The organism is Pedosphaera parvula Ellin514 (assembly GCF_000172555.1).
GTDB lineage: Bacteria > Verrucomicrobiota > Verrucomicrobiia > Limisphaerales > Pedosphaeraceae > Pedosphaera.
Window position 1 is genome coordinate 89,763 of sequence record NZ_ABOX02000008.1, and the last position, 14,383, is coordinate 104,145.

At 52.3% G+C, this 14,383-nt stretch carries 9 protein-coding genes; 2 read left to right on the plus strand and 7 right to left on the minus strand.

The genetic code is table 11. The features are described 5' to 3' along the window. Positions 1-3: 3 nt before the first annotated feature. Together CFLAV_RS08370 and CFLAV_RS08375 are read left to right on the plus strand one after the other, a co-directional pair. Positions 4-1,209: an ABC transporter permease gene (locus CFLAV_RS08370; RefSeq protein WP_007414249.1), complete on the plus strand. Its 1,206-nt coding sequence runs from the start codon at positions 4-6 to the stop codon at positions 1,207-1,209. An 83-nt stretch (positions 1,210-1,292) separates the two neighbouring features. After that, the gene (locus CFLAV_RS08375) at positions 1,293-2,030 is read left to right on the plus strand and encodes a DUF3299 domain-containing protein (protein WP_007414250.1); all 738 of its coding nucleotides are present in this window, start codon (positions 1,293-1,295) and stop codon (positions 2,028-2,030) included. Between the two features lie 7 nt (positions 2,031-2,037). On the opposite strand, the gene CFLAV_RS08380 is transcribed toward CFLAV_RS08375, so the two are convergent. The 7 genes from CFLAV_RS08380 to CFLAV_RS08410 all read right to left on the minus strand — a co-directional run bounded on the left by CFLAV_RS08380 (position 2,038) and on the right by CFLAV_RS08410 (position 14,126). Continuing rightward, positions 2,038-2,994, minus strand: coding sequence for a substrate-binding domain-containing protein (locus tag CFLAV_RS08380; RefSeq protein WP_007414251.1), 957 nt, complete (start codon positions 2,992-2,994; stop codon positions 2,038-2,040). A gap of 94 nt (positions 2,995-3,088) precedes the next feature. After that, positions 3,089-4,132: a dipeptide epimerase gene (locus CFLAV_RS08385; RefSeq protein WP_007414252.1), complete on the minus strand. Its 1,044-nt coding sequence runs from the start codon at positions 4,130-4,132 to the stop codon at positions 3,089-3,091. Positions 4,133-4,257: 125 nt separating this feature from the next. Continuing rightward, positions 4,258-4,812: a hypothetical protein gene (locus CFLAV_RS08390; protein WP_007414253.1), complete on the minus strand. Its 555-nt coding sequence runs from the start codon at positions 4,810-4,812 to the stop codon at positions 4,258-4,260. Between the two features lie 76 nt (positions 4,813-4,888). Next, entirely contained in the window at positions 4,889-8,971 is a 4,083-nt protein-coding gene (locus CFLAV_RS08395) for a PVC-type heme-binding CxxCH protein (protein WP_007414254.1), read from the minus strand. Between the two features lie 85 nt (positions 8,972-9,056). Beyond that, positions 9,057-10,403 carry an FG-GAP repeat domain-containing protein gene (locus tag CFLAV_RS08400; protein WP_007414255.1) on the minus strand — a complete coding sequence of 449 codons (1,347 nt, stop codon included), beginning with the start codon at positions 10,401-10,403 and terminating at the stop codon, positions 9,057-9,059. 169 nt (positions 10,404-10,572) lie between these two features. After that, complete coding sequence (locus CFLAV_RS08405; RefSeq protein WP_007414256.1) at positions 10,573-12,528, minus strand: tRNA uridine-5-carboxymethylaminomethyl modification enzyme MnmG/GidA; 1,956 nt, start codon at positions 12,526-12,528, stop codon at positions 10,573-10,575. Further along, positions 12,528-14,126: a glucose-6-phosphate isomerase gene (locus CFLAV_RS08410; protein ID WP_007414257.1), complete on the minus strand. Its 1,599-nt coding sequence runs from the start codon at positions 14,124-14,126 to the stop codon at positions 12,528-12,530. Before CFLAV_RS08410 ends, CFLAV_RS08405 begins: the two co-directional genes overlap by 1 nt. Positions 14,127-14,383: the final 257 nt, after the last annotated feature.

A 14,383-nucleotide genomic window follows, 5' to 3' on the forward strand; every position in this document is an offset into this window, starting at 1 on the left:
GCCATGAGCATCTGGCGCATCGTTTTCAAAAGTTTAAGGCAACACTTGTTGTCAACATTGGTCACTGCCTTCTCGATTGCCCTGGCAGGCGGATTGTTGATGTCTGTGTGGTCGATCAAAGAGCAGGCGCAAGCGACCTTTACGCAAATCAATGGCGGGTTCGACGCCGTGTTGGGCGCGCGCAGTTCGAAGTTGCAACTGGTTTTGAACGCAGTGTTTCACATGGAGGCTTCACCGGCGAACATTTCCTGGAGTGATTACGAGGAAATTCAGAAGAATCCGAGCGTCGAACTGGCGGTGCCGATTGCCATGGGTGACAACTTTCGCGGCTATCGCATTGTGGGAACGTTGCCGGACTTATTTACGAAAACGGAATATGCGCCTGGCCGTCACTATCAGGTGAAGGCGCCGGGGAGAATTTTCGATTCCAGTTTGCGCGAGGCAATCGTGGGGAGTTTTGTGGCGGAGAAGCTGCACCTGAAGCGTGGTGATACATTTCATCCTTATCACGGACTAACCTTCAACGAGAAGGAGGAGCATGCGGAGAGTTATGTGATTGTGGGCATTCTGGAACCGTCCAACACACCGGCGGACCGGGTGATTTGGATACCACTCGAAGGGGTGCAGAAAATGAGCGGACATAAAGCAGAAGCCGCCGATGAGCTGAGTGCTGTACTAGTGAAGCTGCGCAACCCGATTGCCGGGCGGAGTCTTGAGGAGTTTTACAATAAGCAGGGAACCAAGTTGACTTTTGCCTGGCCCATTGGCGCCACCATGGCGGAGTTGTTAAGCAAGATCAGTTGGTTTGATAAACTGCTTGAACTGGTGGCTTATCTGGTTGCGCTGGTGGCCACCGGTTCGATTCTCGCCAGCATTTACAATACGATGAATGAGCGGCGGCGGGAGATTGCCATCCTACGCGCATTGGGTGCGCATCGGGATATGATTTTCAGCATGATCGTGCTGGAGTCCGCGACCATTGCGGCGTTGGGCATGCTGATCGGATTTGGAGTTTACTTTGGCATCATGACATTTGCGGCTGAGATAGTTCGCTCCAAAACCGGTGTGGTCATTGATCCGATGGCGGGTAATCTGGTTTTGCTTTGGACACCGCTGGGAATGATTGGCATCAGTGCTTTGGCGGGATTAATACCAGCGTTCAAAGCGTATCGAACGGATGTGGCTGAGAACCTCGTGCCGCTTTCCTGAATGAAAGCCAATGGAGCGGCGTCAGATCCTTGAAGCGTGGTTGAAGTAGCCATCGAATCGAAGTATAAGTTGAAGTAGTTTATATGAAGTCGCGAGCACTCAAATTTCTAGTTGGCGCCGTGCCGTTAAGTATGGCGATGGTTGTGCTCAACGGCTGTAGTCGTTCGGAATCGGCTGCTGAGAAGAGTGAGACGCGCGAAATTCATGGTGAGCCGATTAATGCTCCCAAGGCTGTGGCCGTTACCGGAATGCAACCACAGAAAACCGAGACGCCAACCATCACAGAATCGAAGGTGGTTCCCATTACTGAAATCAAGACTGTGCCCGCCACCCCGGTTCAAACAAAAGCAACTCCAGTTCCTGTCCAAGCTTCCGCTGTTTCATTACCGGAAAAAAAGGGAGATTATCTTACGGTAGGTTTCGATAAACTGGCTTCCTATAATTTCGATGTTCCTGATGAAGCTCCGGTGACAAACGCCATGTCCGGACCGGACAAGGCCGACGAGCAAATTCCGGCCACGGTAAAGGCTTTCAATCAGAAAAAAGTTTCCGTCAAAGGTTTCATGCTGCCACTGAAAGTCGATAATGGATCAGTAACCGAGTTCTTGATCATGAAGGATCAATCGATGTGTTGCTACGGCAACGTGCCTAAGATTACGGAATGGATCAGCGTCAAGACCACGGGCAAAGGAGTGAAGCCGATCATGGATCAGCCGGTGAACATCCAGGGAACGCTGCACGTTGGTGCCATGCGTGAGAATGGCTACCTCGTCGGCATTTACGGAATGGACGGCGAAAAATTGGTTGAGTCCGGCGATTAATCGTTTCTCATTTTGGCAGCCATTTTTCCCAGTTCTTCCCAAATTCTTCCACGTTCGTTTTGGTGACGGCAGTCAGCGGGGTGTTATCGATCGGATTCGCAGGATTCTTCTTGAGGGTAAGTTTGTTGGCGAGATGCTCCACTCCTTTGTAGCCAAAGCCGTAGACATCCTGGGAGAGCAATATTTGAACATGGCCGCTGCGGACATATCCGAGTTCCTGAGGTAAGGCATCGACTGAAACACACTTGATCGTGCCAGGACTCCACTTGAGTGCGTTATCCGTGAAGAGTGGCCAGCCGCCGAGCAAGCCCCATCCGGTGACGTCGGGATTCGCTTGCATCACCTGTTCAATTTTGGCGACGGCGTCCTGTGGAGTTTCCTTATGATAGAAGACATCGAGCAATTTGATGTTGGGATGCTTTTTGGCGGCGGCACGAAATCCAGCAGCCCGCTTTTGCAGGTTGGCGGCATTGGGATTGCCATCAATGGCGGCGACCACGCCTTTGCCATCGAGTTGTTTGGCGAGTTCTTCGAACGTTTGTTCCCCACATTGGAAGTCGTCAATGCCGAGCGCGACAAAGCGTTTGCTGGCGGGCGCGTCGCCTGAGAAGGTAACCACTGGTATCCCCTGCTTTACCGCCTTGTTGATCGCATCGGTCAGCTTGTTGGCATCGGAACAACTGATGATGATGCCGTCCACACCATTGAGAACAAGTTGTTCGATGAACTCCGCCTGCTTTTGGGCATCCTCCTCGTTGGGGGTGCGCCAGTCGATTTTGATTTTGATTCCCTGCTTTGCGCCCAACTCGCGGGCGGCGGCATTGGCTCCAGCATGAGCTGCTTCGAAGAAAGCATTGCCCTGTGACTTGCCAATCATGCCGAAATTGTAGCTCTTTTGAGTTTGAGCCATGGCAGTAAGGCAGAAGAACAGGGTTGCCAGAAATGTAGCGACGCGTGAGATCATGCGAAGAGGTTAGCGAAAGATCCCCTTTCTGACCATGGGGAAAAAGAAAAAGGCGGCTGTTGTCAGCCGCCTGGAAGTAAAACGGTTTGATGAATTATTTGGCTCTGACGCGCAGACCCAACTTCTCCGGCGCGCTGGCGAATGAGAGCAAACCTTTCTCGGCGGTCACACCAAGATAGGGATCATTGGTGGTGAGGAGATTGCCATCGATATCGAGGTAGTCGCAGAGTTCGGCGAGATGCGCGGCGGCGCTGATGAGAATGCTGGTTTCAATCATGCAGCCGATCATCGTTTTCAAACCGGCCTTGCGGGCAACCTGCAGAGCTTCGTAAGCGTTGCTGATTCCGCCAGTCTTGCAGAGCTTCACGTTCACGCCGTGGTAACATTCGGCACAATGGTCCACATCCTTCGCGGTGTGGTAAGACTCGTCACCGAACAGTGGCAATGGTGAGCGGGCTTTCAACCAGGCTATATCCTTTGGATTACTATCGGCCGGCATTGGCTGTTCGATATACTGAATAAATTTGTCCTGCGCGAGCCACTCGATCATTTCGAGGGCGTGCTCCTTCGTCTTCCAACCTTCATTGGCATCCACGCGCACCCATTTTTGGGGAGCAGCTTCGCGGAGGGCGGCCAGATTGGCCTTATCATCCGCAGCGCCGACCTTGAGTTTGAGCACAGGATATTGTTCCGCCGCGAGAACCTTCTTGCGGATGACATCCGCCTTATCGATGCCGATGCTGAAGGAAGTGACGTGATGATTATTGCGGAAGCCGAGGCCAAGCAGATCGTAAATGGGTTTGCCAGCCTTGCGGGCGGCGCCGTCGAGCAAAGCCACGTTAATGGCGGATTTGGCTGCAAACTGGCCGGAAGCCAGGGACTCCACGTACTTCATGCTCGCTTCGATGTTGTCGAAGGAAAGTTTTGTAGCATCCACCTTGGCAATGAAATCAAGAGAGCCGGGGGTGGATTCATTATAACGCCTGGCCGGGGCGGCTTCGCCGAGACCGACGGTGCCATCCCTGTCAGTGAGTTGAACGATGCCCACGGACGTGACGTCCGAGCCGCTGGTGACGCTACTGGCGATGGTCCACGTATGGGCCAGCTTTAAATCCTGGGGCCAAAACTTGATTTGCACTATTGAACGAAACCCCAAATTCCAGCGGGAAGCAATAGAGATATTCGTTTTACACCCCTGTTTAGGCCTGTTTGGACTAGAACTTTAGGTCCATTGACGCATTTGTGGAATATGCGATTTCTTCTTTAGCGGCGTTTGAGGAAGATCATTCCTGCCGATATTACGCTTACCATGACGCCTCCACAGGCAATTATGAGAGCGACGGAGGCGGACTCGGTGAATTTTTTAAATTGTGAATCCCTAAAGTAAAAGACTCGTTTCGGGATCTGGCCGATGACAGACAGGCGGTATTTGGTGTGTGCAGCGAGTTGAAAGGTGCCGATCAAATGCCTTTCCGTACCATTTATATTTTCGGAGGCCGAGAAGGTGGTGGACATGGGCAGAACCGCTCTCGTTTTCAGATCGGCAAGCTGAATTGTCAGGCCAGGCGGCAGATTGGTTGTCGAGTTGAAGGTTTGCCCCTGGTAGATCGTGCGCGTTTCATTCCAAAGAACATATTTGCCTGCGGTTGGAATTTCGAATTCCTTTTCGCCGGGAACCAATAATTGAAAACTAAAGGAGTCTCCCGTCGCGAGCTCATAAACCACGTACCCCACCGGAGCCACAAGTGTCACGATCAGGAAAAGGAAAACGGGAAGCAGGTACCAAACTTTGCCTGGCTTGCGGGACCGGATGCTCATTGTGATTAAAGGGAAGGCTTGCAGGAATTAACCTCCAAACAGCAAGCCTCTTCCCTTACGCCCAATGGTTGGCCGACTATTTTACGGTGGTCATTTCGAATTTTGGATTCAATTCCAATTGCAAATCCTTGAAGCGGACTTCGAGCGGACCGCCGGCATGCATCTGCAAGCCGAAAATTCCGTGACGGGCTACTTTGTTGTCGTCGACATCCACGCAGAGGTGTCCATTGATGGCCGTCTTGATTTTGCCGTCCACGGCGAGGATTTCATACGTGTTCCAATCGTCCTGGTTCACGAATTGATCCCCTTTGGTATCGCATAGAATGGCGCGGCCATTTTCCTCGTAGAGCTTGCCCCACCAACCGGCACCGGCATCCGCTTGCATGCCTTTCATTTCGTAATCGCCGAAGCGTTCGCTGCGAAATTGAATGCCGCTGTTCTCCTTGTTAGGCGTGAGTTTCATTTTGAGCACGAGCCTGAAGTTATCAACCGCCACGGTGCTTTTCAAAAAGGTGTTGTGTTTGAGGCCGGTGTCAGTGTGGCCGACGATTTCGCCGTTCTCTACACGCCAGAGTTGCATATCGCCATCCCAACCTGAGAGATCTTTTTTGTTAAAGAACTTTGCCGGATCGGCAGGAGTTTCGACTGGTGCCGGTAAAGGCACCTGACCGGGGCGGCTGAGATAATAAATCAGGTCGCGCACTTCCTGATCATTGAGCGATTGCAGCAGACCCTCCGGCATCATGGAGAATTCGCTTTGATTCAGGGATTTTACTTCGTTGCGGGGAATCGTGATGACTTCATTCGCGGTTACGACCGTGATGCTCTTGTCGTCCTGTTGCTTGATGATGCCAGTGATGCTGCGATCATCCTTGGTATCGATATTGGCGGCGCGGTAATCGTTTGGAATGACAGCGTTCGGATCGACAATGTTCAACAGGATGTAATCGAGGTCACCACGATTCGAACCGGTGAGGTCGGGGCCAACCTTGCCGCCGGTATCGAATAAGGTGTGACACTGGGCACAAGTACGGGTGAAGACGGCGCGGCCGCGTGAGGCATCGCCGGGTTGTGAACCGCCAGCGTGGTACACTTTTTTGTACTTCTCAATTTCAGCTTTCTTATCCGCGCTGCTGTCGCGGTTGACGCCCCAAACCTTCTGCACTTGCTGTGCGAGATCAGCATCCTTCAGGTTGCGCAGGTTGCGCACCAGATCGGCGGTCAGGTCTTTCACTGGCACTGTCCCCTGCTCTACCGATACCAGCAAGGCCTTCGCATAGGTCACGCGCGAGGCGAGGGTGTTCAGGGCATCACGACGATGCGTGCCGGTGAGGTTTGGATAAATTGTGAGAATGGCAACGGGAGTTCTGGGATCATCGTAGGCAGCGAGGCCGCGCAAAGCGGAGCCTTGCAGATTCGCGTCGGTCAGCAATTGCTGCAGGACGGGAGCGAGGCCTGAATCCCTGGAGCTCAACAAGGAATCGAGCGCGGTTTTGCGCGCATTTGCGTCGGCGCCGCCATCGACCAATGTCCGACGCAACGAGGCGAGCGCACCAGCGCTGCCGAAGGTAAGGGAGAGGGATTGCAATTGAGCGCGCACTTCCGCGTTGGCGGTTTGGTTGAGCTTGGATTCCACCGCTTCCCAACCCTGGGGCATGGGTGCAGTGCGTTGTCCTTTCAGGGCGAGGCTCAAGCCATTTAGAATGTCCAAGCGTTTTCCGTCCGTGTTCACCTTTTCCAAAGTTTTGGTGATTTCAGCAAATGCCTGCGGTGTACCGATGGCAGCAACACGGCGCACGGTGAAATGGAGGATGCGCGGGAGTTTGGATTCTTCCGCGAGTGCGAGAGCGCGGGTGATGTCTTTGGTCGCGAGTGGTTCGGCAGCGTACCAATTCATGAGCGGCAGATTGTGGTCGTTCGCATCTTCGTTGTGTTGATTGAGTGCGGCGACGATATCCCAGCGTTTTTCAACGGGGATGCGTTGGAGTGCGGAAGCGATGTAGAGACGAACGACTGGTGATTTGTCTGATTGGGCCAAGGTGGTGAAGGCCTTCAGTCCAGCGTCTGAAATATTGTCATTTTCGCAGAGGGCTTGAATGCTCCAGGCGCGAATGTATTCATCCTTGCTCTTTAACAGGGCCAGCACGGTTTTTTCGTCCAACGTGCCGGCGGCCTGCAGAGCCCAGAGAGCACGCAGTTCGTGTGCAGGGTTTGAGTCGTGATTCAAGATTTTAACCAGGGCCTTCTGTGCGTCGGGTTTGAGTCCGCGTTCCTGCAAAATTCTGCGCGCATGGCGGCTCATCCATTCTTTTTTCGAAGTGACCAGCTTGACCAATTCCTCGTCACTTAATTTTTCCAAATTGACCGGCGTGGTTTTGGTGTCGCCGTAAACGATTTTAAAGATGCGGCCATTGGAGCGGTCGTGACCATTCGGATCATTATGGTGACATTGGTTTTTGTCGTACCAATCGATCATGTAAACGGAACCATCCTGGTCGTATTGCAAATTAAGAATCTGCGACCATGAATCGTTGAAGTTGATGAAGTCGGGATGATGATGGCCTACGAAACCGGAGCCCTGGCGCTCGGGGATGTCCATGTTGATACGTGCGCCATGGATGTTGTTCATGAACAGTCCGCCGCGATATTCTTCAGGCCAACTGTCCCCTTGATAAACCATCAAGCCGGCGTGGGCATGACCACCACCCATGGCACCCGCACGACCGTTGGCGGCATGGGGACCCTTGTTGCCGCCGTAATGGAGATGGTCGGCAATGGTTTTGATGTCGTCGTAGATGTAAGGATTGACGTGCTGACCGCCCTGACGTTCGTAACGTGCGCCTTGAATCATGTGCCAGAGATGGGGAATGACGCAGGCTTCGATGAAGCATTGACCATGTTCATCAAAATCGACACCCCACGGATTGCTCGTGCCTTCGGAGAAACGTTCGAAGATATGTTTGGTGGGATGATAACGCCAGACACCGGCGGTCATCGGAATGCGTTCGCTATTAGGCGCGCCGGGTTTGCCGACATTGGAAAATGTAAATACGCCGTGGCAACCGTAGAGCCAGCCGTCGGGTCCCCAAGTGAAAGTGTTTAGAGTTTCGTGGGTATCTTGATGGCCCCAACCGTCGAGAAGAATTTGTGGTTTGCCTGCGGGCTTGGGTTCGTCGCCATCCTGAATGGGAATATACATTAGGTACGGAGCCGCGCCGACCCAGACACCGCCGAAGCCAACTTCAAGACCGCTGACGAGGTTGAGACCTTCGATGAAGACGGTACGCTTGTCGAATTTGCCGTCGCCGTTCGTATCTTCGAAGACGAGAATACGATCCTTCCCCTGCCCTTCCGGTGCGGGAATGGGATAGGTATAAGCTTCGGCCACCCAGATGCGACCGCGATGGTCGATGGCGAAAGCAATTGGTTGTTTCACATCCGGCTCGCCGGCGAACAGGTGCGCTTTAAAACCGGGAGGCAGAGTCATCTCCTTCGCGGCATCTTCGGGTGAGAGGCCGGCGAATTTAATGACATCGGCTGGAGGCATTTCGTCGGCAGCAATTTTTGCAGGGTCGAGAGCGTTCGCCAATTGCGGCTTTTGATCGTAGAATTCAAAGTCGTCAAAGTTGATGTGTCCCCAGCCGCCGGTTTCATCATCGACGAGGCGGATGAAAATTTCCTTGCCGAGCTGTTGCTGCAAATCGACGAGCACCGGTCGCAATTGTTCGCTGTCGTAACCGGAAACTTTTAGAAATACCTTGTGGTCGTTGGCAGTGGCCAATTCAACGCGCGTGCCGGGCTGATTACCTCCAGCGATGAGGAAACTCGCCCAGGGATGAGTGACTTTGAAAGGAACTGAAGTGAGGGTGCCTTTTGCCTTGTCGCCCGCGACTTCGTAGGTGCCGATCCAGTAATCACCCTGGTGATTACTCTTCATGTCTCCGCGACGAGGAGAGACAGTGTCACCACGAATAGGTTGCTTCTCGAATGCCTGGCCGACGGCTGTCCAATCTTTAAGCGTGCCGTTTTCAAAGTCGAGGTTGAGTGGCTTGCCATCCTTGCCCGCGGGTTTGATCGGCCCGGCATCCGCAGCCAATAGATTCAATGCGGTGAACAGAGCGGCGATGCCTAAACATGAAGTGCGAAGGAGCGATTTCATTCAAATGAAAGTGTTAGCTGACTAAATGCAGACGTCGTATTCTGCACGGCATTCAACTTCAATTTTCGATTAATGAGGAGAGCAGTTATTTTACGGCCGCTTGCTTTTCCCCGGACGATTTGGCAACGGGTTTGGGTTGTGCTTTTTCCCATTCGGACTTGCTGACTTTTTTGGCTTCCTGCAAAAGGACAAATGTTCCCTTTTTGTTGCCAACCACGATGTCGGGTAATTTGTCCTTATTAATATTGCCGGCGACCACCTGTGTGCCAACGCCGGAGTTATCATCGATCAGGTAAGGCACAAAATCCGCCTGGCCTTTTCCTTTGCGTACGAGTTTGAACCAATACACCACTGCGGGGTCAGAAGGATCGACATCCCCGTGATTGCCATGAGCCCAGAAACGTTTTCCAGTGACGATGTCTTTCAAGCCGTCACCGTCCATATCAATCAGGTCAACAGAGTGGAGCTGGGAAAAAGTGACGCCGTATTCGTTCGGCTCCTTTTTTTCGTTTAAGAGGATGTGCTGCTTGAAGGAGATTTCTCCGTTTTCAGTAATCTGTTCATACCAGGCCAGCCCATAGCCGTGCGCATTGAGGGCGGTGATGACGTCGTTTTTGCCATCGCCATTGACGTCATAGGCATACATTTGGGAGCTACCATGGCCGGGAGCAAACGGGAATTTATGAAACTTCCAGACGGGATCGCCTGCAAGTGAAGCGGGCTGTTCCCACCAGCCGCCAGCTTCGAGGAGATCCATGCGTCCATCGCCGTTAATGTCCCCTACTCCGAGGCCGTGGGTGAACTTGTGCCAATTGCCTTTTTGTGAAATGGGATGGAAGGTCCAGGGTTTTTCGGGATGTTGCCAATCTGCAGTGGCGTAACCGAAGTAACCGCCCGAGTTACAAATGATGTCAGGCTTGCCATCGCCGTTAATGTCCTGGAAAGTTGGCGATTCGTTATCGACCATGTCGAAGACCTGGTGCCGTTGCCAATGACCTTCCCTGCCCTTCGGGTTTTCATACCAGACGGCTTCCTTGCCAGGGAATCCGTATATCATGATGTCATCCCAGCCGTCGCCATTGAAGTCGTAGGTGAACGCGAAGAAATTATCGGAGTAGGTGTTGTTCACGCCGAGGGCTCCTTCGAAACCTTCGACCTTTTCTTCGGTGCCGTCAGCTTTCTTTAATTTGAAGCTGGTGTTTGCGGGATAATATTCGTGGCGCTTTTGAAAATCGGGGCCTTCGTACCAATAGGGGCCGGAGACGACGTCCATTATGCCATCGTGATTGAAGTCGCCAAAGTTTGCCCCTTCGCCCCAGAACTTATCGGTGAGCTGAATCTTTTTAAACGTGTGGACCGTGTAATCCTTGGCTGAAGCGCTGAGAAGAGCGCTCAGAGATAGTACGACCGCAGTGAAGGAAAGCTTGAGCATTTCCTATCTTTTGCAGTTCTCTGAGAGAGGGTCAAGCCCGTGACAGCTTTAGTCCGAAATTAAAAGATGTAATATGTATGGAACTGCGGAAAGTACGAAGAGATTCGTATAATGCTTATTTGGCGGGTTGGGCTTGGTATGGTTTGAATTCATTGAAGTCTCCTGCCTATCAACAGCAGCCTTCCGGCTCCGATGAACAGTTCCCGTCCGTGGCCGAGGTTGCCGCAGGTGTTACGGCTGGAACGCCGCGCTTGAGCCACACCATTAGGATTCCGATATCTGAAGGCGAAACGCCGGAGATGCGGGATGCCTGGCCAAGTGTCGCTGGCCGAATCTTTTTAAGTTTTTGGCGAGCTTCTGTTCGAAGGCTGTGAACGGTATCGTAGTCGAAAGCGGTGGGAATTTGTTTATCTTCCAAGGTCTTGAACTTCTCTACTTCCAGTTCCTGGCGGTCGATGTAGCCCTCATATTTGATGGCGATTTCCACCTGTTGGATTACGTCTTCAGACAGATCGGTGCGCTTCCCTGGTAAGTCCTGATAAGTGACTTGGGGTCTTCGGAGCAACTGTGCCAATAGATCCGTACCTTGACGGGTCTTTTCCAGACGGTCGATTTCCGCGGCGATGGCTTCCCTTTTGGCCTTGAACTTTATGTAATTCCGTTCAGGCAGGAGTCCGATTTGATGGCCAGTTTCGGATAAGCGGAGATCGGCGTTATCCTGGCGAAGAATCAAACGGTATTCGGCCCGGGACGTGAACATGCGGTAGGGTTCGATGGTTCCCTTGGTCACGAGGTCGTCTATGAGCACTCCTATATAGGCCTGATCTCGCCTCAGAATGATAGGTTCCTTCCCCTGCACTTTCCGTGCGGCGTTGATTCCCGCCATCAATCCTTGGGCTCCAGCTTCTTCGTAGCCGGAGGTGCCATTGATTTGGCCGGCCAGAAAGAGGTGCGAGCAGACCTTGGTTTCCAGTGACGGGTAAAGCTGGGTCGGGAAGGCAAAGTCATATTCCACGGCATAGGCGGGTCGGAGGATTTCTGCGTTCTCGCAGCCGATGATTGTTTGCACCATTTGGACTTGAACCTCGTAGGGCAGACAGGTGGAAAATCCGTTTACATAGATCTCGTCCGTCGCGATTCCCTCTGGTTCCAGGAATATCTGTTGCCGCTCCTTTTCTGGAAACTTTACAATTTTATCTTCTATGGAGGGACAATACCGGGGGCCGACTCCTTCAATGACGCCGGAATACATGGGAGACTTGTGGATATTCTCCCGGATGATCTTGGCGGTAGCATCTGTGGTATACGTTATATAGCAATGAAGCTGGCCGTTTAAGCGATCCAAGATTGAGCCGGGCGGATATTTGCCCGCTGAGTGGCCAATATCCCGTGGATTGACCCCAGAATGTTCCACGTGGAACAAATCATCCTTCCAATAGGTAAAAAAAGGAATAGGTTCGTCGCCGCTTTGCTCCGCGGTCTTGGTGAAATCAATCGACCGGCGGAGCAGGCGAGGGGGCGTGCCGGTCTTCAGACGACCTAATTCCAGACCGACTTCTTTCAGCGAGGCCGAAAGGTTCATGGCGGCGGACTCCCCGGCGCGGCCTCCGGATTGTTGATTCTGGCCTATGTGCATCAAGCCTCGAAGAAAAGTGCCGGTGGTAATGACGACCGTAGCGGATAGGTATTGGACTTCCAAGGAGGTTTCAACCCCGGTGACCTGCCCGTTCTGGTGAACCAATTTGATGGTTTGGCCCTGCTTAACATCCAGATTGGGTTCGCGCTCGCAGACCCATTTAAGTCGGAATTGGTAGGCTTTCTTATCGCACTGAGCGCGGGGAGCCCAGACGGCTGGACCCTTTTTAGTATTGAGCATCCGAAACTGAAGGCCTGTCATGTCCGTGGCTTTGCCCATCTCGCCGCCAAGGGCATCGATCTCCCGGGTAAGATGGCCTTTGGCCAAGCCGCCAATGGCGGGGTTGCAGGACATCTGGCCGATGGTATCGGCATTGATCGTGAGCAGCAGGGTTTGACAACCCATGCGGGCGGCGGCCAGTGCGGCCTCAACACCTGCATGGCCGGCACCCACTACAATGACATCGTACTTCTTCGGATAAACAAACATTACTGCATTCTTTGATAGGTGGCATCGAAAGGACTTTTAGCGGGAGTCTTTTTGACGCCGTGATCAGGATTTGCAGCCATGTGTTCGCAAACTTTAAAAACGGTTTCGAAGTCGTCGTGAGCTCCTATGCCACTTGCTATTTGGGCAGAGGTCAAAGCATGGCCGCGCTTTTCGATTAAATAATTCAGGATTCTGCGCTGTAAGTCAATGACAGCAGCAGCGGCTTTTTTGCCGGCCTCGACGCCTGGTTGGTGATAGGCGTTTATGTTAACTAATGATGCGTACAGCCCTACGGCCCGTTCATAAAGAGCAATAAGCAAGCCGACGGAGAAAGGAGTTACAGACTGCAACGTTAACGTAATCGATTCCCTGCCATTTTCATACAAAGCCTGCCGTGTTCCGAGGAAAAAGCCTTCCAAATAGTCGCCGGAAGTTACATTGGGATCCACTTCGATAGATTTTCCATCCCGGTCCTTCAAAACTTCGATAAAGGTCACAAAAAAGTTCAAAATGCCTTCTCTAAGTTGTTGAACATAAGAATGTTGGTCGGTGGAACCTTTATTGCCGAAGACTGCGATCCCTTGGTTTACGACTTTGCCATCGAGGTCTTTCTCTTTTCCAAGTGACTCCATGATAAGCTGTTGCGAATATTTTGAAAAGAATTCCAGCCGATCCTTGTAGGGCAGGATGACCATGTTCTTGGTTCCCTTGCCGTTGCCAATATAATACCACATCAATGCCAATTGAGCGGATGGGTTTTGGTTTATATCGGTTTGGCGGGTGATATCGTCGCAAGCCTTGGCTCCCGAGAGCATCTCATCAATATCGATGCCTTGAAGGGCGGCGGGGAGAAGACCAACGGCAGAAAGTTCGCTGGTGCGACCGCCTACCCAATCCCACATCGGGAAGCGACGTATCCAGTTGTTGTTTTTGGCATAATTATCCAACTCACTCAAAGAGCCGGTGACGGCGACCGCGTGGGTGGGGAACTTCAGACCTGCGCGTTCATAGGCTACCTGGGCTTCGAGCATGCCATTACGGGTTTCCTTGGTGCCGCCCGATTTGGAGATCACAACGGTCAGCGTTTCGCCCAATTGGCCATTCAACTCGGCCAGAACCTTGTCCATGCCATCGGGATCGGTGTTATCAAAGAAGAAGATGGACATTTTATCCGTTTTGGGGTGACCCAAGGCGTGGGCAACGAATTGGGGTCCAAGAGCCGAACCGCCAATTCCGATAACCAACAAATTCTTGAAGGGGCCTTTGGAGCCTTTGATCGCGCCACTATGTACCTGGGCCGCAAATTCCTTGATTGAGGCGAGCGTATCCTCGATTTCCTTTTGAATTGTTTTGGTGGGAGCGAGTGCGGGATTGCGCAGCCAGTAATGTCCAACCATGCGTTTTTCGTCAGGGTTGGCGATGCCACCTTTTTCCAGTTCAGCCATGGCAATCAAGGCTTTCTGGATGGGTGTCTTCATGGAAGCGAGAAAATCGGCGCTGAAATTCATGCGGCTCAGGTCGATGGCGAGGCCGAGGGAAGGGAATTCGGTATAATACTTCTGAAATCGCGGCCAAAGTTCAGTTTTGGAAAAGCTCATAGTTGTGGGGCTAGCCTACTGCATGTGGAAGGAGAAATAAACCAGCATTTGAAAATACAAACGGGCAGGGGATGACAGAGTGGTTTTCATGCAGGGCGGACACATCTATATCTAAATCGATTCTCCCCTCAGAATGTGTGCCGTCACTCCATTTCTCTCGACACGAAGTCCAACCGTTTTTAAAATACCCTTATTACCCGGCTCCAATAAGGGTATTTTAGTTTTTATTCTTTGCATCAGATCTGACATAGATCTTA